Below are 19650 nucleotides of genomic sequence, written 5' to 3'. Positions count from 1 at the left end.
CGTTTTCAGTGACCAGTATTCGACGGGTCTCACGGCTGGCGTTGCTGGGACCGAAACCCTTTATGTACGTCCGTTTAAATCACGAGCTATATGCGGAAAAGTGGGCCGCCGAAAGGACTCATCGCCTATCTCGTCCTCGAATTGCTCGAGGAGAAACCGAGGTACGGGTACGAGATACTCAAAGAGATCAAGGAGATCAGCGGCGGTCACTGGGAGCCGTCCTACGGGTCCGTCTACCCTATTCTCTACAAATTCGAGGAGAAAGAGTGGGCCGAACGGATCGAACGTGAGGACGAACCTGACCGGAAGTACTTCGAACTCACCGAGGACGGCCGTGCGGAACTCGAAGACCGACGCGAGGAAAGCGCCGAAAAGGGCCGGGACTTCGCGGACGTCATTCTGGGGTTCTTCCACGTCTACGCGGCGTTCTCCACCGACGACCGGTTCGAACTCCCCGACCTCGAGGGTGAGTGGCGGTTCGACGAGGAGTTCAGCCGCTGGGTCGTCGAACAGGTCGTTCGCCACCACGAACACTACTTCGAGACGGAGTTCGAACGGATCGAAGAGACGCCCGAGGAGTTCTACGAGCGCCACGGGATCGACGAGGAGTAGGCGATTCCTGTCGGGCCGTCGCGCTGTCCCGGCCCGGCAGCTCCGACCGCTTCGCGTGAGTGCCGGCCGCGTCAGTCCCCCGAATCGATCGACTCGGCCGTCCGCTGTTGCTCTGCTCCGGGTTCCGTCCCGGCTGTACTCTCCGGGGCCCAGGAACCGTCGGCCGCCCGTCCGCCCTCGAGTCGGCGTCGAACCCGTCCGGAGACGTTCTTCGCGAGGACGCGGGCAGCGAACGGGACCGAACGGCGTTGCTTCCGATAGTAGAACTCGCCGAGTTGGTCGTCGGACACCGTCTTCGGTTCGAACGACGGGTCCTGGAGAGCCGTCACTCCCTCAGACAGCAGGCGAATCTGGACCGTTACGAGCCGGTTGAATACGTCCCAGAGCGTGTAACGCCCCTCGAGGGACACCTCGTCGTAGGCGACGATTTCGCCACCGTCGATCGACTCGTCTATTCGCTGGAGCGTCGTTCCCGCCCGATCTCGACCGTCGTGGAAGATCGCCGGCGGCCCCATGCCACGATACCGCCTGATGTCTGCCGGATGGAAGCTGAGAACCCCGTGTTCGGTCGCCGTGAGTACGTCCCCCCGCAGGAGGCCGAATCCGAATCGGACGATCACGTCGCAGCGACCGGCGAGTTCGTCGACGACTTCCTCGGGGAGTTCGTTCCAGCCACCGTCACGTATCGGTTCGCACGCGAGCTGCTCGATGTCGGCGAACACGTCGACGTTCTCGACCGAGTGACGGTGCCAGAGCGGCTGTTCGTCCCCGAGTACCCGACCGAGCGTCCGCTCTGCGAGGACGAACGTCCAGGCACGTTCCTGTCGTACCGCCTCGAGAAACTGCCGGACGTCCGCCAGCCCCAGCCGGTCCTTCGAGTTCCAGGATTCGGCGTCGGTCTCCGTGTCGGTGGCGTTCCGGACGACCACCTCGAGTTCGATTCCCTCCTGGCTTCGCAGTCGTTCTATCGCACGGACCTCCCACTCGTAGAGGAACGATTCGGTGAGGACCCCGACTTTTGTTCGATCAGCGGCGGACATCTATTCACTCAGGTACGGCTGTCCCGACTCTTAGTTACCGAGTCCGTGTCCAACGGCCGTAACTTCGTACCGCCACGTTACACAGTAACATGTCTATCGGGGACGGTGCAACGGTCAGTAACGGGAGCCAACGGCGCGCCGTTCGGGACGGTTTCGAACGTAGGGTGTCGGTATCAGCCGGCGAGCAGTCCCGGCGCGAACAGCATCGCCAGGAAGCTGATCAGCATCGTCAGGCCGACCGAGGTCGTCACGACTCGGACCATCCGCCGGGTCGCGTCGATCGGCAGTCGGGAGATCACTGCCTCGGTGCTGGTCCGGAGGATGTGGCCGCCGTCCAGTGGGAACGCCGGGATGCAGTTGAAAAACCCTAATTGGACGTTGATCCAGCCGGTCCAGAACAGCAGGTTCGCGACGATGAAGACCGGTGCGTCCCCGAGCGCGGCCAGCGATCCCTGGACCTCGTAGAAGTTCTCGACCCCGCCGGTGAAGCCGGCGAAGTTGAACGGCAGCTGGCCGAGCACGCCGATGATCGGCAACAGGAGGACGATGCCGATCTGCCCGAGGAAACTGTCTCCGAACGCGCCGAAGCGGCTGTCCCCGTCACCGCCGAGCACCGTCAGATACTCCTCTGCCGGATACAGCTGGACGCCCAGTTCCGCGACGGAGGCCCCGGAGACACCGGAGACGTCGTAGAAGCCGACGGTACCGCCCCCGGTCGCCTGGCTTCGTTCGCCAAGCGTCACTTCGTATTCGACCCGTTCGCCGTCGAGATAGCCGGCGAGACGCACTTCGTCGCCGGGATCGGTCTCACCGAGGAGGCCGCTCAACTGCTCCTGGTTCTGGACGCGCTCACCTTCGAGGACGGTGATCACCATCCGATCACCGGCCGGTGCCCCCGCGGCCGCGAGCGGCCCGTCGTCCGCGACCTGGACGAGACCGCCGATCGGGACCTCGCGTTCCGTGGTCTCGTCCGTCCCCGCGTCGGTCGTGACCTGGAGAGTCGCGACCTCGTCGTCGCCGACCGCCTCGAGGAATTCGGTTTCGGTCGCAACGTCCTGTCCATCGACCGCGACGATCGCGTCGCCCGCCTCCAGTCCCGCGGGTCCGTTGTCGACTGCTGCGGTGACGATCAACGATCTATCGAACGTGATCGTCCGCTCGCCGTCGATTTCGACCGTCACCTGCTGGCCATCGCCACCCTCGAGTTGCGCGGCGAGGTCGTCGTTGTCCGCGACGGCCTGTCCGTCGACGGCAGTGATCCGATCGTTGGGCTCGAGGCCGGCCTCGGCGGCCGGCGAGTCGGGGGCGACGCCGCCGACGGCGGCTCCGGGCGCGACGGCGATCGCACCCGCGATCGGACCGAACAGGAGGGCGAAAGCGACGAGCGTGATCGCGAAGTTGTTCGTCACGCCGGCGGCGAACATCCGTGTCTGTCCGCCCCTCGAGGCCTCTTTGCTGCTCTCGTGGTCGGGTTCGACGAACGCGCCGATGGGGATGATCGCGAGCATCGCGACGCCCATCGAGTTGATGTCGATACCCTCGACCCGACAGAGCAGGCCGTGGCCGCCCTCGTGGACGACCAGCCCGACGAGCAGGCCGAAGACGATCCCGGGCGTCGCGGACAGCGGCAGGAAGTCGTTAACGCCGGGGATGACGAGGACGTTGCGGGGTTGCTGGACGGCAGTCGCTGGCTGTGGCGAGGCAAGCGCACCGAGGGCAGCAAGCAGCAGGAACCCGAACATCGCGACCATCACGACAAGCGCGATGCCGATCCCGAGGTTCGCCCAGGCGCGCCAGAATCGCTTGGGACCGGAGAGCCAGTCGAGGAACTCGCGGCCGCGGGTGGTATGGAACGTGAGAATCGGACCCTGCGTGCCGACGAACTCCGGCAGCAGGTTCGCGTTTCGCAGGGCGATGATCGCGACCCAGTAGAGCAGGAGGCCGACGACGACCCACGTCAGGAGTTCCGACCCGAAGAGTTCGGGTGGCGAGATGAAGGCTGGGAGGCCGTAGTCCATCGCTCCTAACTCAGTGGGGCGTTCTCAAATGGCTTTTGTCTGGGTCGGTGTCGACAACCGAGAGCACTCGAGTCGTGTCGGCCGGCCTGTTGCTCGAGTCGCAACCGAACCGGAGCACGGGTTATCGGTTGCGCCGAAGCCGCTCGACGACGAACTCTCGGTCGACCTTCGCGAGGAAGGGGCCGAGCTTCGGTCCCTGGTCCTCGTCGAAAAAGAGGCGATAGCCGGCGGCAAAGAAGTCGCCGACATCGACGTCGTGGCGCTTCGCGGTCTCGTAGATTTCTCCCTGTAGCTCCTCGGGGTCGACCGCTCCGTCGTCCGCGACGAACTCGGCCAGCTCCTCGAGTGCGTCCTCGGTGGCGTCGTCGAACTCGTGGTCGGGAATCTCGCTTCGCTTGAGTTCGTAGTCGAACTCGTTGGCCGTGCGACGCGCCCAGTTGCGCGCGCGCTCGACGCGAGCGAGTGCGTTCTCGACTGCCCACTCGGGGGCGTCGTCGGGGACGTGGCCCTCCTTCCGGGCGACCTCCTCGCGGAGGGCGGGGTCGTCGAACATCCCGAGCACCGCGGCGAACGTGTAGGGGAGCCGGATTCGCTCCTCACGCGGTTCGTCGACCACCAGGGGATAGACGCGTTCGGCGAACGCCTGCTCGTCCTCGTCGGCCTCGATTTCGCCGAAGTAGATTCGCTCGAGGCGGTCGAACTCGTCGACCAGCTGATCGAGGCGTTCGATGCTGAAGTCCCGCGCTTTCGAGGGGTCTTTCGCGAAGAAGTATCGCAGGACTTCGGGCTCTAGGAGGTCGAGCACGTCCGAGACGAGAATGACGTTACCTGCCGAAGAGGAGAACGGCTCGCCCTCGAGGGTGAACCACTCGTAGACCATCGGCACCGGCGGCTCGATGTCGAAGACGTTGCGCGCGATGTCCTCGCCGCTGGGCCAGGACCCCTCGGCGTGGTCCTTGCCGAAGGGTTCGAAGTCGACGCCGAGTTCCCGCCACTGAGCGGGCCACTCGAACCGCCAGGGCATCTTCCCCTCACGGAGCGTGGCGGTCCCCTCGTGGCCACAGCCGTCGATCGTCTGGTCGCCGGCGTCCATGTCGGTACAGCGGTAGTCGACCGTCGGCTCGTTGCCCTCCAGGTCGACGCTCGTCACCGTCTCCGTCACCTTCCCACACTCCTCGCAGATCGGGTTGAACGGGACGTAGTCCTCGTCGACCTTGTCCTGGTACTCCGCGAGGACCTCGCGGGCACGCTCGCGGTGCTCGAGGACGAACCGGGTGACATCCTCCAAGTCGCCGCTCTCGTAGAGTTCGGTGTTCGAGACGAGGTCGATCGGCACGTCGACGGCGTCGGCACTGTCGGCGATGATCCGCGAGAAGTGGTCGCCGTAGGAGTCACAGCAGCCGAACGGGTCCGGAATGTCGGTGTAGGGTGCACCGAGATTACGCCCGAGCGCGCCGGCGTCGACCTCGCCGAGGTCGACGAGCTCTCCCTCGAGGTCACAGAGAGTCCGCGGGAGCCCGCGAAGCGGGTCGCGGTCGTCGGCGGTAAACACCTGCCGGACCTCGTAGCCGCGTTCCCGCAACACTTCGGCGACGAAGTAGCCGCGCATGATCTCGTTGACGTTGCCGAGGTGGGGGACGCCCGAGGGAGAGATACCACCCTTGACGACGATCGGCTCCTCGGGGTCTCGGGATTCGATCCGGTCCGCGACGGTGTCGGCCCAGAACGCGTGCTGGGTCTCGATATCGTCGCGTTGGAGGGTGTAGGGGGTGATCGCTGCATCCGACTCGTGGTCGTCGGTCCCTGGTTCGACGGTTGCGTTTGCGTCGGCGTCGGTATCCTCGCTCATCGCTATCGCTCGGAATCGTAATCGTTTCCGTCACCGGCGGCCCAGTACGTCGGTTCCTCGCCGACACCGTCCGGAATCACGTCGGTTCCCTCGTGGTCGCCGTGGCGAACCGCGCGGGCGATCCGGTCGGGATCGGTACCGTCGAGCACGATCGTCCGCATTCCGGACCGCTCGATGATCTTCGCGGCGAGCAGGTCGACGGGAGCGGAGGCACCGGCGTTCATCTCGAGGCCGGCGATTGCATCGACCAGATCGTTCGCGGAGAGCTGGTCGTACTTCGTGGCGTCGTCGGCCTCGTTTGGATCGTCGCTGTAGACGCCGGGGACGCTCGTCGCGTAGACGAGCAGGTCCGCGTCGATGTACTCCGCGAGCGCGGCACCGACGGCGTCGGTCGTCTGTGCAGGAGCGACGCCGCCCATGACCGAGACATCGCCGCGACGGAGTGCCTCGCCGGCCTCGTCGTAGTCTTCTGCCGGTGCGGTGATCGCGTCCTCGCCCAGCGCCGCAATGAGCAGACGGGCGTTGAGCCGCGTCACGTCGATCCCGAGCTGGTCGAGTTCGATCTCGTTTGCCCCCAGGTCCCGGGCGGCACCGATGTATTCACGCGCGACACCGCCCCCGCCGACGACGGTGCCGACCCGACAGCCGTCCTCGACGAGGTCCTCGATGACGGCAGCGTGTTCGGCGACCCGATCCGTGCCGGGTTCGGGCACGAGCACGCTCCCGCCGATAGAGACGACCACTTTCATACTATCCCGGTGTAGCCGGGTTGCTATCTTAAGGGTTGCCAACTGGGGAGCGAACGGGGCGGTTCCACACGTCCCACGGGCTCCGTTCGAGTGTCCCGTCGGCCTGCGGGAAATCGAACGACGATCGACGAGCCGTGAGTGACCAGCGAGGATCAGCAAGCGGCGATCGCTAACTGCGATCGACGAGCAGCGATCGACCGACGACCGATCACAGTCACCCCACAGTCACGCAGTCACGCAGTCACGACTCCGACTCGAGGTCGATCACGAGCGTCTCTCCCTCGCGGTCGAACTGGGTCCCAAGCGGTGCGGACAGCTCGCGCATTCGCTGGCGGGACCACTCGGCGGCGTCGGCGCTGGCCTCGAAGACCGCACAGCCGTCGATCTCGGTCGGGTAAAGTCGCAGCTCTCGAGGCTGTCCGTCCGCCGAAACCGAGAGGACGAACAGAAAGCTCCGGTTGTTCCGTAACTCGGGATCGACGCGGTAGTCGTCGACGAAGTCGCCGGTGTCGTACAGGATCGGCCGCCTCTCGTGAACCTCGATTCCCTGGAAGACGTGTGCGCTGTGGCCGTGGACGACGTCGACCCCCTCCTCGATCAGCCAGCGGCCGAACTCGCGGAACGGCTCGGGCGGCTCTGTGACCATATTAGGGCCCCAGTGCAACGAGACGACGAGCAGATCGGGGTCGGTCTCCGCCGCGCGCTCGAGGGCGTCTCGCATCCGGCTGTGGGCCGACTCGTCGTCCGCGGGAACCCATTCGCTCGAGGCGTGACGGGAGTCGTCGAGCCGGAGCCAGGCCGTGCCCGGCGACTCCGGGCCGGCCGCGTACTCAGGGGTGTTGTCAGTAAGAGAGACCACGGCGACATCGAGGGCGGACGTTCCGTCTTCACCGACCGACACCACCGCCGGCTCGAGGGCCTCGTCGATCGTTTCTCCTGCACCGGCGTCGGCGATCCCGGCTTCCTCGAGGTGGGTGAGCGTATCCCGCAAGCCGAGTTCCTCGTAGTCTAGCACGTGGTTGTTCGCCAGCGCACAGACGTCGATGCCCGCGGCCTCGAGGGCCGGAATCGCCCAATCTGGGTCGGCACGGAAGTGAAACGGCCGGTTCGTCCGTCGCCACTCGCTGCCTCGCGTCGACAGACAGCACTCGAGGTTGATCACGACCGCGTTGAGTCCGCGGAGGCGATCGAGGGTCGTTCCCCACACCGATTCGGGATCGTGCTCGCGCCGTCGTTGGTCGACCAGCCGGCCGAGCATGACATCGCCGACGAACCCGATCCGGTAGCCGTCGGTCTCGGATGACATACGTCGTCGTTCGACGAACCCGATCAAAACCGTCCGGGATCGTTTCACACGGCCGGATCGACGGGACGTGGCGACAGCTACAAAGCCCGACCCGTCCATGTTTCGGGCGTATGCACGTACTCGGTATCATCGATCGTGGGGCCGGTGGCGACGCCGTCGAACGGGTCGTCGATCGGGTCGCGGACCGGCTCTCGAGGGAGGGCCGCGTCGGCGTCGTCAGGTACGACGCGACGATCGCCGACGGGACGCCGGTCCACGTCGACCGCGACGACGAAAACGACGGCGACGCGCTCTTTCCTGGCGGCGACGTCACGTACGACCTGGGCGCGGACGGCGACTGGACGGCGACGGGAACCGGGATGACCGTCCAGGAGGCGCTCGATCGACTGGCGATCGACTGTGACTACGCACTCGTCGCCGGCGTCTCCGACCTTCGATACCCGGCGATCGCCGTCGGTGAGGACGCGGCGTCGTTCGGAGACGAAGACGAGTCGGTCCTCGCCGCCGTCGACACGTCCGGCGATCTCGAGGTCGACGCCGTCGTCGACGCCCTCGCGTCGACTGAACCCCACGAGACCCTCGAGTCGCTGGTCGAACGCGTCAAACGCTCGCCGAAGGCCGAACGGTCCGGCGCGATTGCGACGTTCACTGGGCGTGTGCGTGCGAAAGACGGCGAAGACGACGCCCGGACCGAGTACCTCGAGTTCGAGAAGTACGAGGGCGTCGCCGACGAGCGGATGACGGCCATCGAGCGGGAACTCGAGGAACGAGCGGGCGTTCTCGAGGTCGAACTCTATCACCGGACGGGCGTCATCGACGACGGCGAGGATATCGTCTTCGTCGTCGTGCTCGCGGGTCACCGCGAGGAGGCGTTTCGGACCGTCGAGGACGGTATCAACCGGCTAAAAGACGAGGTGCCGCTGTTCAAAAAGGAAGTGACGGTCGAAGACGAGTTCTGGGTTCACGACCGTTCCTGACCTGGTTGTTTTCCCCATTCGGAGGATAGAATTCGAAGACTGTCTCGACAAATAGAACTCTATACTACCGTGAGTATTACGAACGGTATAATACGTTAGCGACGAGAATAAAACGTATCGAGCGATCTGTGACGGCAGTAAACGATTTCATACGGCCGAATAAAACATCAATTACTGCTGGAATCGCTGAACGCGGCCGAAACGTCGCTAACCGTCCCGCCTTTATAACATACCCACGCCACAACGCGGTGATGACGATGAGCACGACGACGCAACCCTCCACGGAACGCAAGAAACGCCGTCTGAAACGCTACCTTCGCGAACGCGCCGAGGACGGCGAACTCTACTTTAAGGGCAAGTTTATCGCCGACGATGTCGGTCTTTCGCCCAAAGAGATCGGCGCGCTGATGGTCAAACTCTCGGAGTCGGCAAGCGACCTCGAGATCGAAAAGTGGTCGTACACGAGCGCGACCACGTGGCGAGTCGAACCGGCCTAACACACTCCAGTCCCCGCTTTCTCCACGCTTTCGGTCACGACGTATCGGCCGGCCGAGCCGGACTTTTTCGGCCTAATATCTGCTTTCTCGAGTCCAACATATCGAGAACGGCCGCTGCGGTCGCGTTCGAGACGGGTCGCTCCCGCTCCCGTTCCTCGAGGACCCGTCCGTCCGTCCGTTCGCACGCAGCCGTACCGACAGCAGTCGATTTATATTCGGGCGTGGGTAATGACGGACGATGGACGACGTCGATTCGCCCGACTCCGGGCCGGGTACCGGCTTCGGGCGGTCTTCCGCTGACGAGTCACTCGAGGCGGGCCCACCGCTCGAGCGACTCCGGTCGGTCTTTGCGGTCTACGAAGTTCGGACCGAAGGCGAGGACGGCGACCGGATCGTCTACTACGGTGAACCGCTGCAACAACCCGAGCAGGTGATGCGGGAGCTGTGGCCGGTTTTCCGCGAGGAGGGATACGACCTCGAGATCCGGACCAGACACGGCGAGTACGTACTCGTCGCGGAGCCGACAAGCGTCGGCGTCGACGGGATTCCGTGGACAAACGTCGTACTGCTCGCGCTGACGGTCGTCTCGACGCTGTTTGCCGGCTCGATGTGGTATCACATCGATCCGATCAACAACCCGATGGAGATGTGGCGTGCCTGGCCATTCACGGTCGCTATCCTGGGCGTCCTCGGCGTCCACGAGATGGGCCACTACGTGCTCAGTCGCTATCACAGAGTCGACGCCTCGTTGCCGTACTTTATCCCCGTCCCGACGCTGATCGGAACGATGGGGGCGGTGATCAAGATGAAAGGTCGGATGCCCGACCGCAAGGCGCTGTTCGACATCGGCGTTGCCGGCCCGCTCGCGGGACTGGTCGCGACGGTCGTGGTGACGATCGTCGGTCTTCATCTGCCACCGGTCACCGCGCCGACCGGGATCGTCGACGACCCGGACGCCATCCAGATTCAGCTAGGGTATCCGCCGCTGCTCGAGGGACTCGCAGCGGCGTTCGATCAGCCGCTCTATCGGGACGATCCGGCCACCGCCGTCAACCCGGTCGTCATCGGGGGCTGGGTCGGGATGTTCGTCACCTTCCTCAACCTGATCCCGGTCGGCCAGCTCGACGGTGGGCACATTCTGCGAGCGATGGCCGGCCGCTACCAGGAGACGATCGCCGCACTGGTCCCGGGTGTGCTGTTCGGGCTCGCTGCCTATCTCTACTACGTCGCCGACTACGGGCTGAACTCGGTACTCATCTGGGGAATCTGGGGAATCTTCACGGCGGTGCTTGCGTCGGTCGGCCCTGCACACCCGGTCGACGACGAGGAGCTCGGGACCGGCCGGTTCATCCTCGGCATCGTCACCTTCGCGCTCGGCCTGCTGTGTTTCATGCAGGTGCCGATCGTCGTGATCGAGTAGGTCGGTGTCGTGCCTTCTCGGCCGTCGTCTGCTGACCACTCATACGGCTTACTCTCCGTCAGTTCCGGTGTACCTGCGACCCGGAGCTAGCGCTATAGTAGCCACTGCACGTCAGTGCGCACCCCATCGACAGACGGATCGGCGATCAGTGTGCAAATCGTTGCAGTCGTTACTATAGCACCAAGACATCGGGACAGTACTCCGTCTCAACCGTGCGTGTACCCCTCGTCCGCGAGCGGTTCACCGTCCATCGTGATCCCCTCATCGGCCTCGAGGACCGTTCCGATCTCCGTTACCGGGACGTCCACGGCGTCTCTGACCGCCTCGAGCTCGGTTTCGGGAACGGTCGCGACGAGCTCGAAATCCTCGCCGAAGGTGGTCGCGAGGGCGAGCGCATCGTCCTCGTCGGCGAACTCGAACACGGCCTCGTCGATGGGAACCCGCTCACCGTCGATCGCGAACCCGCACCCGCTGGCCTCGGCGAGCTGGTGCAGCGAGCGGGCGAGCCCGTCGCTCGAGTCCATCATCGCGGTCGCATGCGGTGCGAGGGCGCGACCGGCCGCGATCCGGGGCGTGAATCGAAAGAGGTCGTTTCCGCGTTCCCGAAGCCGGGCGGCGGTCTCTTCGTCACCCGCTTGGGCCGTGTCGCTGGCACGCTCGAACGACTCGAGCCCGGCGGCGCTTCGGCCTAACTGGCCGGTCACGCAGACGCGGTCGCCCGGGCGGGCACCGGTTCTGTGGACGGGGTCCGTTTCGGGTCCGACTCGACCAATAGCCGTCGTCGCCACGGTAAACTCCTGGTGTTCGTCCAGATCACCGCCGACGTACTCGGCGTCGACGGCCGCACAGACCTCCCTCGCACCGCGGACGAACGACAGCAGTTCGCCGTCGTCGAACGCGGGGGCAGCGTAGGCGGCGACCGCGGCCGTCGCCTCGGCACCCATCGCCGCGACGTCCGACAGCGATGCGCCGACCGACCGCCAGCCGGCCGTGTAGCGGGTCGTTCCAGCCGGGAAGTCAGTCCTGTCGTGGAGCATGTCCGTGGTCACGACCAGCTCGTCGACGACGGCCGCGTCGTCGCCGACCGGCTCGAGTTCCGCCTCCAACAGCGCCAGTGCCCCGCGCTCGTCCATGGCCGGCGTTTCGACTCGAGGGCGAAAAAGGAATCCGATCCGACCGAACCTGGACCGAGCGTTTCGGCCGGTCGCTCGAGGACGGCCGACCGACCGGCTCCACGATCCGATCGCGGGCCGGATACGAATACGATGGTCTTAAATGCCGCCGAAGGGAACCCAACCCCAATGGCTACGATGTACGACGTTCCGGCGGACGACCTCATCGAGGCGCTCGCCGAGGACCTCGAGGAACGGCTCGACGAACCCGACTGGGCGCAGTTCGCCAAGACCGGCGCTGACCGCGAACTCCCGCCCGAACAGGAGGACTTCTGGGCAGTCCGTGCGGCCAGTCTCCTGCGCAAGGTCGCCGACCGCGGCCCCATCGGCGTCGAACGACTCGCGACCGAGTACGGCGGCGCGAAGGACGGCTCCACCCGCTACCGCGTCGCACCAGCCCACCGCACCGACGGCTCCCGGAACCTGATCCGGACCATCCTCCAGCAACTCGAGGAGGAAGACCTCGTCGAGACCGCCGAGGGCGAGGGTCGACGCATCACTGCGGACGGACAGAGCCTGCTCGACGACACCGCCGGCGACGTGCTCGAAGAGCTCGACCGCCCGGAACTCGAGCGCTACGCCTAATCGCGGACGTTTCGTTCTCCTGCAGACGTTCCCGCTTTCCACGGCAGTGTGGCGTCTGTCGCTCGTGAGTCCGTAATCATTTTCCCGCCTGCAGGACTATACTCGCGTAGTCATGAGTGAACGCCCGGACGAAGAGAAACTCGAGGAACTCCGACAGAAGAAAATGGAGCAGCTTCAGGAGCGAGCCGACGGTCAGGACGGCGAGGCCCAGGAAGCTGCCCAGCAGCAAGCCGAGGCCCAGAAGAAGGCCGTCCTCCGCCAGCACCTGACCGACGACGCCCGCAAGCGGCTCAACACGGTTAAGATGAGCAAACCCCAGTTCGGCGAACAGGTCGAGCGTCAGGTCGTCACGCTCGCCCGCAGTGGCCGCATCCAGGGCAAGATCGACGACGAGAAGATGAAACAGCTCCTCAAGGAGCTGAAACCCGACTCCAAAAGCTTCGACATCCAGCGTCGCTGATGGAGCTCGGACTGCTCTACAGCGGTGGAAAAGATTCGACGCTGGCGGCGCTTCTCCTCGAGGACTTCTACGACGTGACACTCGTCACGGCCCAGTTCGGCATCACGGACGACTGGGAACACGCCGGTGAAACCGCCGCCGATCTGGGGTTTGACTTCCGCCGGCTGGAACTCGACCGGGCCGTCGCCCACGAGGCCGTCGACCGCATCCGCGAGGACGGCTTCCCGCGCAACGGCATCCAGCACGTCCACCAGCACGCTCTCGAGGAGCTCGCCGCGGCCGACTTCGACGCCATCGCGGACGGCACCCGCCGCGACGACCGCGTGCCGACAGTCTCCCGGGCCCAGGCTCAGAGCCTCGAGGATCGCCACGGCGTCGACTACATCGCCCCTCTCTCCGGCTTCGGACGAAACGCGGTCGATCGGCTGGTCGACGCCCACCTCGAGGTGACCGTCGGTCCGAGCGAGGAGATCCGACGGGCCGACTATGAGGCCGAGCTCCGGGCGATCATCGCCGACGAGGATGGCTCCGAAGCGATCCCGGAGTACTTCCCGGATCACGAACAGACGTACGTAACCGGGATACGGTAACGCCCCGGATGCCGTGATCGATCCGCGCAGCCCACGGTCGGACCGGGAAACGGCGACGGTTCCGTCCTGGTCGAGTGGTCGTGTTCGAGCTTAGTGTTTTGCCGTCACGTTGTGAGACGAGACGATCGATTCGTCTTCGAGGTCGACCCGAACCACGCACGAGGGCGTCCGTTCGTCGGTGTCACTGATCTCGACGATCGCCCTGTCAGTTCGGTACGACCCGTCTCGAGTGACGACGATCGAATCGTTGGATTCCACCACTTCGAACTCCGTGCTTTCGGAGTCGTCGGTCTGGTTTATCGAGAGTCTCACCCGCTCGACCGGCGAGACGGTCACGTCGTAGTCGTTCCGTTCCTGGAGCTGTCGGTGGACGGTCTCGTTGTTCGTCGCGATTTCGATCGCCCGATCGCGGTCGTCGGAAGACAGCGACGCTTGCTCTTCTGTTGTGATCGTATACTCGCCGTCGCTTTCGACGATTTCGACGGTGGTCACGTTCGACATCTCGTCGCTGACGGTGTAGAACTCCCCGTTCTGGGATAGCGTCACGTTTTCGGTCGTGACCGAAATCTCGGTGCTCTCCCCACTCGAACTGGCGATCGTAAGCGCCGCCCCCGTCCCGGCGAGAACGATTACCAGAACCGCCACTCCGAGGACGGTCGTGCGAGTGGGTCCGATCATACCGGCATATCGGCCGGAACAGTCAATGAACGTTTCGAGAAACGGGCATAGAACTAGTTGGGAACTGGTTACAGAGTCGTTTCACGAAGGGTATTAGGGGGACTTGATCGATACGAGTGTGTATGAGGAATATCTCCGGACGGCAATTACTTGCGGCAGTCATCTTTCTCGCGGCGACGCTCGTTCTCACCGTCCAGCTCATTAACCCGACACCCGTCGTCGTCTCGGTCGGTGACAACGGCTCGGACGTCGTCGAAGCCGGGAAACAGTTTCGCTACTCCGATGTGGGGATCATCACGGTCGCCGCGTGGGTGATGGGAGCGAGTCTACTGTATCTCGTCCTCAGCGTGAAACGCGACTCGGTTCTGACGGAACAGTCGACCTCCACACCGCCGGCAGCACCGGCCACGCAGACCGGCCGAACGGACCGATCCGTTCACCTCGAGTTCACGGACGACGCGACATCGCCGATCGAGAGACACCGAACCCACTTCGACGAAACGACCGACCGGCTCGACGATACTGAACGAGAAATCTACTCGATGGTCCTTGATGCCGACGGTGAAATTCAACAGCGAACGATCGTCGCTGACACCGACTTCTCGAAAGCGACGGTCACGCGAACCCTCGACTCTCTCGAGACGAAGGGGTTGCTCGAACGGAAACGCCAGGGGGTCGGCAACGTAGTGGTTCTGCAGGGGTCGGTCCCGGTGTAAGCGTCGGCGCTCGTCCGATCGGAACCGCCGCCGTCACGGGAATACTACACGTCGCCGTCGCATCGAAGCCAACGTAGTAGGAGACGAAATCACTTTCAAACTAGTTCCCTCTTGTTACTAATAAATACTTATCAGCTCTTTCGGTGAACGTTCTCTCGAGAGCGATCCGGTGAAACCCCGTGGATTGCACCCGACATCCGCTGACGTACCGTAGTCCTCCATGTCTCCACGGATCGCTCTCACGGCACATCAGGTGAGACGACGTGAGAAGAACAACGACGATCGCACTGGCGGTCATGACCCTGCTCGCAGTCGCTACGGGCGGTGTTATGGCAGCGGAACAGACGGACGAATCGCAAGCGATCGATTTCGGCGAGGTCGAAACCGACATCGTGGAGGCTGAAACCGACACCGTGGAACCGGATACGGACGAGACGGTGACGGAGGCCGACGAGACGATAACGATCGATAGAGACGAGTGGGAGGTCGAGAGTGACGAGTCGGACGGTCCCGATACGCTCGAGATCAACCTAGTCGAGAACGACGACGACGCCTCCGAATCGGTCGAACCGACGACGATCGATCTGGATGAGTGGGATACCCAAAAGAAGCCGATCGAGGAGATCGGTCCCGACTCGTTCAGCTTCTCCGGCGAGATCGAACCGGGAGAGTCGAACATGCACGGCTCGTTCACGTGGAGTGAAGGAGACCGCATCGAGATCCCTATTCGGTGGACGCCCGGTGATCAGGATATCACTGTCGGGATCGTCGATCTCGACCAAGGCGAAGGCCCTGGCGAAGTCGTCAGCCACGGGGCCGATACCGCCGAGGTGACGGTCCCCGAGGACAGCGACGAGTGGCGGGTTGCGATCGTCAACCTCGACGAGAACACCGACACGCTGTCCTACAGCGGCAGCGTCGAAACGTGACGCCTCCGGACGAATCCGGATACTCGGCTGCATAGTCAGAAAACCACAACCAGGCTCCTGCTACCTGGCTTCGATACCGCAGGACCGTTCCGGTCACTGTCGGTTTCGAAGCCACGTCTTTCGAACCGTCGACCGCAGACCTCGTCTCTCGATAGCGGTCGATCCAGAGGAAAGGATAGAAGTCCGCGCTCGGTGAACACTGTCCTATGTACGACCGGATCAAGGGCTTTCGTGACTTCTATCCCGAAGAGATGGCCGCACGGCGGGAGGCCATCGATACCCTCGAGGACGCCGCTCGGCGGTACGGCTTCCGCGAGATCGACACGCCGGCCCTCGAACGTGCGGAGATGTGGACCGACAAGAGCGGCGACGACATCGTCGAGGAACTGTACGCCTTCGAGGATCAGGGCGGCCGGCACGTCACGCTGACGCCGGAACTGACGCCGACCGTCGCGCGGATGGTCGTCGCCAAACAGCAGGAGCTATCGAAACCGATCAAGTGGTTCTCGACGCGTCCGTTCTGGCGCTACGAACAGGTCCAACAGGGTCGCCAGCGGGAGTTCTACCAGACCAACGTCGACATCTTCGGCTCTTCGGAGCCTTCGGCCGACGCCGAAATCCTGGCGTGGGCTGCCGACGCGCTGACGAGCCTCGGGTTGACGGGCGAGCACTTCGAGTTCCGCATCTCCCACCGGGACATCCTGGGTGGGGTCCTTGAGACCTACGACACCGATGTCGATACCGACGACGCGATCCGCGCGGTCGACAAATCGGATAAGCTCTCCATGGCGGAGTACCACGACCTGCTCGTCGAGGCCGGCCTGGATTACGATCAGGCGGAGGAGTTCGCCGACCTCGTGGCAGGCGGGGACCTAGAGGAGATCAAAACCTTCGCTGGAACCGAGCGGGTTACCGACGCCGTCGAGAACCTCCAGCACGTGCTCGCGGCCGCCGAGGACTTCGGCGCGCGCGAGTACTGTACCGTCTCGCTCGAGACGGCTCGCGGGCTCGATTACTACACCGGCGTCGTCTTCGAGTGTTTCGACTCCACGGGCGAAGTGTCGCGATCGATCTTCGGCGGCGGCCGGTACGACGATCTCATCGAGAGCTTCGGTGGCCAGCCCACGCCCGCGGTCGGTGTCGCGCCGGGTCACGCCACCCTCTCTTTGCTCTGTCAGCGTGCGGGCGTCTGGCCCGAGGAGGAGCTGACGACCGATTACTACGTGCTTCGGATCGGCGAGACGCGTTCGGAGGCAGCTCGCGTCACGCAGGCGCTTCGCGAGCGCGGCCACATCGTCGAGACCGACGTTGCCGGCCGCTCGTTCGGTGCACAGCTGGACTACGCCGACTCGATCAACGCCGAGACGGTCGTCATCGTCGGCGAACAGGACCTCGCGAACGACGAACTAACGATCAAGGACATGGAAAGCGGTGACCAGACGCAGGTGCCGGTCGAGGACTTCCCCGGCGACCGCGACCGGCCGACGTTCGACGATTTCGTCTGAGACGGCTCTCGAGGCGCGCGATCGGTTCGGTTCGGTTCGATCACGCGTCCGTTCTATCACTTCCGTCCGACGTTTCGAGACGTCCGATAGAGAGAAAGCGACCCCCGGCCGAACCGGGAGCCTTGCCCACCCCGAAGGGTCTATGGAGAGTGCCCCGTTCCGGTTGCGTCCGCTCGACTGCGTGCCCCGTTTCCCGATAGTGTGCGAGCATCGCCCGATCCACGTCGGTCGACTCCCGTCCGCTGTAGCGCCAGCCACACGTGGTACAGTACGCTGCCCCCACATCGTACTCGAGGCGGCCAATCGCACTGAACGAACTGGTTCTATATAGACGGGGTTGATAACAGTCCCCTGTCCACGCTGCCCCAGCACTCTTTCCGCTCCCGACGTTGATGCCAGTATGACGACAATACTCGAGTTCCGGCTCCCGCTCGTGGCGTTCCCGCTCGGCGTCGCGATAGAGCGTGAACCGTCTCGGGTGATCGAACTCGAGCGGATCGTACCCAGCGACGAGGCAGTTCTCCCGTTTTTCTGGGTGCAAGGGGTCGCGGAGGCCAGCGCGTTCGAATCCGACCTCCACGATCGTCGGGCGGTTCGAGAGCTCGAACTGGTGTCTCGGACCGGCCAACGTCGGCTGTACCGGGCACGCTGGAACACGGAGATCGAAGGGTTCGTCCGCGGGATCAGCGAGATACGGGGGACCGTCCTCCGCGGCCGCGGGACGAAAGACGGCTGGCGCGTCGACCTCCGGTTTCCCGATTGGGCGTCGGTGGGTCGGTTCCGTGACTACTGTCGCGAGAACGAGGTCCCCATCGCGGTCGACCGGGTCTACACTGCGGCGGCCGATTCCGGGGATGGGTCAGCCGACAGGGGTGCTGAATACGGGTCCGAATACGAACTCACCGACGACCAGCACGAAACCATCAGGCGGGCCTACGAAGCGGGCTACTTCCAGCAACCCCAGGGAATCACACAGACCGATCTGGCTGCCGAATTCGGGGTCAGCCAGCGGGCGATCTCCCGCCGGCTACACCGTGGACTCTCGCGACTCGTCGGGACCACCATCGCCACGGACCTCGTGGAACCCGAAGACGAGTAGCCGCGTCGAAAGCCGGGCCCAGCGTTAACTACGGGGACGGTGTACGGAACCCGATGGCCGATCGCGACTCCGCCACCGTCTCCGATACCCGTCCGAACGTACTGCTGGCGCTTACGGACCAGGAGCGATACGACCTTTCGGCTCCGGCCGGCCCACCCGTCGAGACCGAGACGATGGACCGTCTCTCCAGCGAAGGGGTCCGGTTCGAGCGGGCGTTCACCCCGATCAGCATCTGCTCGAGCGCCAGGGCATCGCTGCTGACGGGACAGTTCCCTCACGGCCACGGGATGGTGAACAACTGCCACGAAGACGATGCGATCAGGGCGAACCTGCCGGCCGGCATTCCGACGTTCTCCCAGCTGCTGGCGGCGAACGGGTACGACTGCACCTACACGGGGAAGTGGCACGTCGGCCGCGATCAGGGGCCGGAGACGTTCGGCTTCTCCTATCTCGGCGGTAGCGACGAGCACCACGACGACATCGACGACGCGTTCGCGACGTACCGCGAGGAACGCGGCGTCCCGCTCGGTGAGGTCGACCTCGAGGAGGAGGTCTACACGGGCGAGAACCCCCGTAATTCCAGTGAGGGTACCTTCGTCGCTGCAACGACGCCGATCGATGTCGAAGAGACACGCGCCTGGTTCCTCGCGGAGCGGACGATCGAGGCAATCGAGTCCCACGCCGACGGTGACGATGACACAGGGCCGTTCTTCCACCGCGCGGACTTCTACGGCCCCCACCACCCCTACGTCGTCCCAGAACCCTACGCCTCGATGTACGATCCAGACGAGATCGACCTCCCCGACAGCTACGCCGAGACCTACGACGGGAAACCGCAGGTCCACGAGAACTACCTCCACTATCGGGGCGTCGCCGGCTTCGATCGTGACCTGTGGGCGGAAGCCATCGCGAAGTACTGGGGGTTCGCCACGCTGATCGACGACCAACTCGAGCGGGTCCTGGCGGCGCTCGACGACGCGGGACTGTCCGACGAGACGGTCGTCGTCCACGCCTCGGACCACGGCGACTTCGTCGGTGCCCACCGGCAGTTCAACAAGGGGCCACTGATGTACGACGATACCTATCGGATTCCCTTGCAGATCCGCTGGCCCGGGCGGATCGAACCGGGGACCGTCTGTCCGAAGCCCGTCCACTTGCACGACCTCGCGCCAACGTTCCTCGAGTTGGCCGGCGTGTCGATCCCCGAGTCGTTTCACGCCCGCAGTCTCGTTCCCGTTCTCGAGAACGTCGGGGACGTTCCCGACGGCCTCGAGTGGCCCGACTCCGTCTTCGCCCAGTACCACGGCGACGAGTTCGGCCTCTACAGCCAGCGGCTGGTCCGAACGGATCGGTACAAGTACGTCTACAACAGCCCCGACGTGGACGAGTTGTACGACCTCACAGCCGATCCGGCGGAGTTACAGAACCTAATCGACCATCCCGATTAC

The 19650-nt window shown here is 64.4% G+C and carries 19 protein-coding genes; 12 read left to right on the top strand and 7 right to left on the bottom strand.

Features of this window, described 5'->3' with window-relative positions:
* Positions 1 to 90 precede the first annotated feature (90 nt).
* Complete coding sequence (locus C446_RS13465; protein ID WP_006673674.1) at positions 91 to 612, top strand: PadR family transcriptional regulator; 522 nt, start codon at positions 91 to 93, stop codon at positions 610 to 612.
* 71 nt (positions 613 to 683) lie between these two features.
* Here C446_RS13465 and C446_RS13460 read toward each other — a convergent pair whose 3' ends face one another.
* The 5 genes from C446_RS13460 to C446_RS13440 form a co-directional block, all read right to left on the bottom strand.
* Entirely contained in the window at positions 684 to 1652 is a 969-nt protein-coding gene (locus tag C446_RS13460; protein WP_006673673.1) for a formyltransferase family protein, read from the bottom strand.
* 173 nt (positions 1653 to 1825) lie between these two features.
* Positions 1826 to 3670, bottom strand: coding sequence for a site-2 protease family protein (locus tag C446_RS13455; protein ID WP_006673672.1), 1845 nt, complete (start codon positions 3668 to 3670; stop codon positions 1826 to 1828).
* A gap of 121 nt (positions 3671 to 3791) precedes the next feature.
* Complete coding sequence (gene lysS, locus C446_RS13450) at positions 3792 to 5519, bottom strand: lysine--tRNA ligase (protein WP_006673671.1); 1728 nt, start codon at positions 5517 to 5519, stop codon at positions 3792 to 3794.
* A gap of 2 nt (positions 5520 to 5521) precedes the next feature.
* On the bottom strand, positions 5522 to 6268 hold the full coding sequence (gene pyrH / locus C446_RS13445; RefSeq protein WP_006673670.1) for a UMP kinase: 747 nt from the start codon (positions 6266 to 6268) through the stop codon (positions 5522 to 5524).
* A gap of 241 nt (positions 6269 to 6509) precedes the next feature.
* A complete protein-coding gene (locus tag C446_RS13440; RefSeq protein WP_049920243.1) occupies positions 6510 to 7574 on the bottom strand; it encodes a CapA family protein in 1065 nt (354 codons plus the stop codon).
* Between the two features lie 110 nt (positions 7575 to 7684).
* Here C446_RS13440 and C446_RS13435 point away from each other — a divergent pair, with 110 nt between their 5' ends.
* The 3 genes from C446_RS13435 to C446_RS13425 all read left to right on the top strand — a co-directional run bounded on the left by C446_RS13435 (position 7685) and on the right by C446_RS13425 (position 10468).
* On the top strand, positions 7685 to 8551 hold the full coding sequence (locus C446_RS13435; RefSeq protein ID WP_006673668.1) for a molybdopterin synthase: 867 nt from the start codon (positions 7685 to 7687) through the stop codon (positions 8549 to 8551).
* A gap of 251 nt (positions 8552 to 8802) precedes the next feature.
* Positions 8803 to 9048, top strand: a complete 246-nt coding sequence (locus C446_RS13430) for a DUF7123 family protein (RefSeq protein WP_006673667.1) — start codon at positions 8803 to 8805, stop codon at positions 9046 to 9048.
* Positions 9049 to 9286: 238 nt separating this feature from the next.
* Positions 9287 to 10468: a site-2 protease family protein gene (locus C446_RS13425; protein WP_006673666.1), complete on the top strand. Its 1182-nt coding sequence runs from the start codon at positions 9287 to 9289 to the stop codon at positions 10466 to 10468.
* A 206-nt stretch (positions 10469 to 10674) separates the two neighbouring features.
* Here the strand turns inward: C446_RS13425 and thiL are convergent, their stop codons facing one another.
* Positions 10675 to 11601 (bottom strand): thiamine-phosphate kinase, encoded by a 927-nt coding sequence (gene thiL, locus C446_RS13420; RefSeq protein ID WP_006673665.1) that lies wholly within the window; start codon positions 11599 to 11601, stop codon positions 10675 to 10677.
* A gap of 168 nt (positions 11602 to 11769) precedes the next feature.
* Between thiL and C446_RS13415 the strand changes: the two genes are divergently transcribed.
* The 3 genes from C446_RS13415 (at position 11770) to C446_RS13405 (ending at position 13275) form a co-directional block, all read left to right on the top strand.
* Positions 11770 to 12225, top strand: a complete 456-nt coding sequence (locus tag C446_RS13415) for a 30S ribosomal protein S19e (protein ID WP_006673664.1) — start codon at positions 11770 to 11772, stop codon at positions 12223 to 12225.
* Positions 12226 to 12337: 112 nt separating this feature from the next.
* Complete coding sequence (locus C446_RS13410; protein ID WP_006673663.1) at positions 12338 to 12685, top strand: DNA-binding protein; 348 nt, start codon at positions 12338 to 12340, stop codon at positions 12683 to 12685.
* Entirely contained in the window at positions 12685 to 13275 is a 591-nt protein-coding gene (locus C446_RS13405; protein WP_006673662.1) for a DUF7411 family protein, read from the top strand. The genes C446_RS13410 and C446_RS13405 overlap by 1 nt, the downstream gene beginning before the upstream one ends.
* A 90-nt stretch (positions 13276 to 13365) precedes the next feature.
* On the opposite strand, the gene C446_RS13400 is transcribed toward C446_RS13405, so the two are convergent.
* On the bottom strand, positions 13366 to 13953 hold the full coding sequence (locus tag C446_RS13400) for a hypothetical protein (RefSeq protein WP_006673661.1): 588 nt from the start codon (positions 13951 to 13953) through the stop codon (positions 13366 to 13368).
* Between the two features lie 122 nt (positions 13954 to 14075).
* Here C446_RS13400 and C446_RS13395 point away from each other — a divergent pair, with 122 nt between their 5' ends.
* The 5 genes from C446_RS13395 to C446_RS13375 form a co-directional block, all read left to right on the top strand.
* Positions 14076 to 14669 (top strand): helix-turn-helix transcriptional regulator, encoded by a 594-nt coding sequence (locus tag C446_RS13395; RefSeq protein WP_006673660.1) that lies wholly within the window; start codon positions 14076 to 14078, stop codon positions 14667 to 14669.
* 263 nt (positions 14670 to 14932) lie between these two features.
* A complete protein-coding gene (locus tag C446_RS13390) occupies positions 14933 to 15598 on the top strand; it encodes a hypothetical protein (RefSeq protein ID WP_049920237.1) in 666 nt (221 codons plus the stop codon).
* A 206-nt stretch (positions 15599 to 15804) separates the two neighbouring features.
* Positions 15805 to 17103, top strand: coding sequence for a histidine--tRNA ligase (hisS, locus tag C446_RS13385; protein WP_006673658.1), 1299 nt, complete (start codon positions 15805 to 15807; stop codon positions 17101 to 17103).
* 400 nt (positions 17104 to 17503) lie between these two features.
* Positions 17504 to 18202 carry a helix-turn-helix domain-containing protein gene (locus tag C446_RS13380; protein WP_006673657.1) on the top strand — a complete coding sequence of 233 codons (699 nt, stop codon included), beginning with the start codon at positions 17504 to 17506 and terminating at the stop codon, positions 18200 to 18202.
* A gap of 53 nt (positions 18203 to 18255) precedes the next feature.
* Positions 18256 to 19650, top strand: a 1395-nt coding sequence (locus C446_RS13375; protein ID WP_006673656.1) for a sulfatase-like hydrolase/transferase, incomplete at its 3' end; no start/stop codon positions are given.

This window comes from Halobiforma nitratireducens JCM 10879 (assembly GCF_000337895.1).
Lineage (GTDB): Archaea > Halobacteriota > Halobacteria > Halobacteriales > Natrialbaceae > Natronobacterium > Natronobacterium nitratireducens.
The sequence above is the reverse complement of the archived record's forward strand: the minus strand, read 5'-3'. Positions and strand labels throughout refer to the sequence as shown.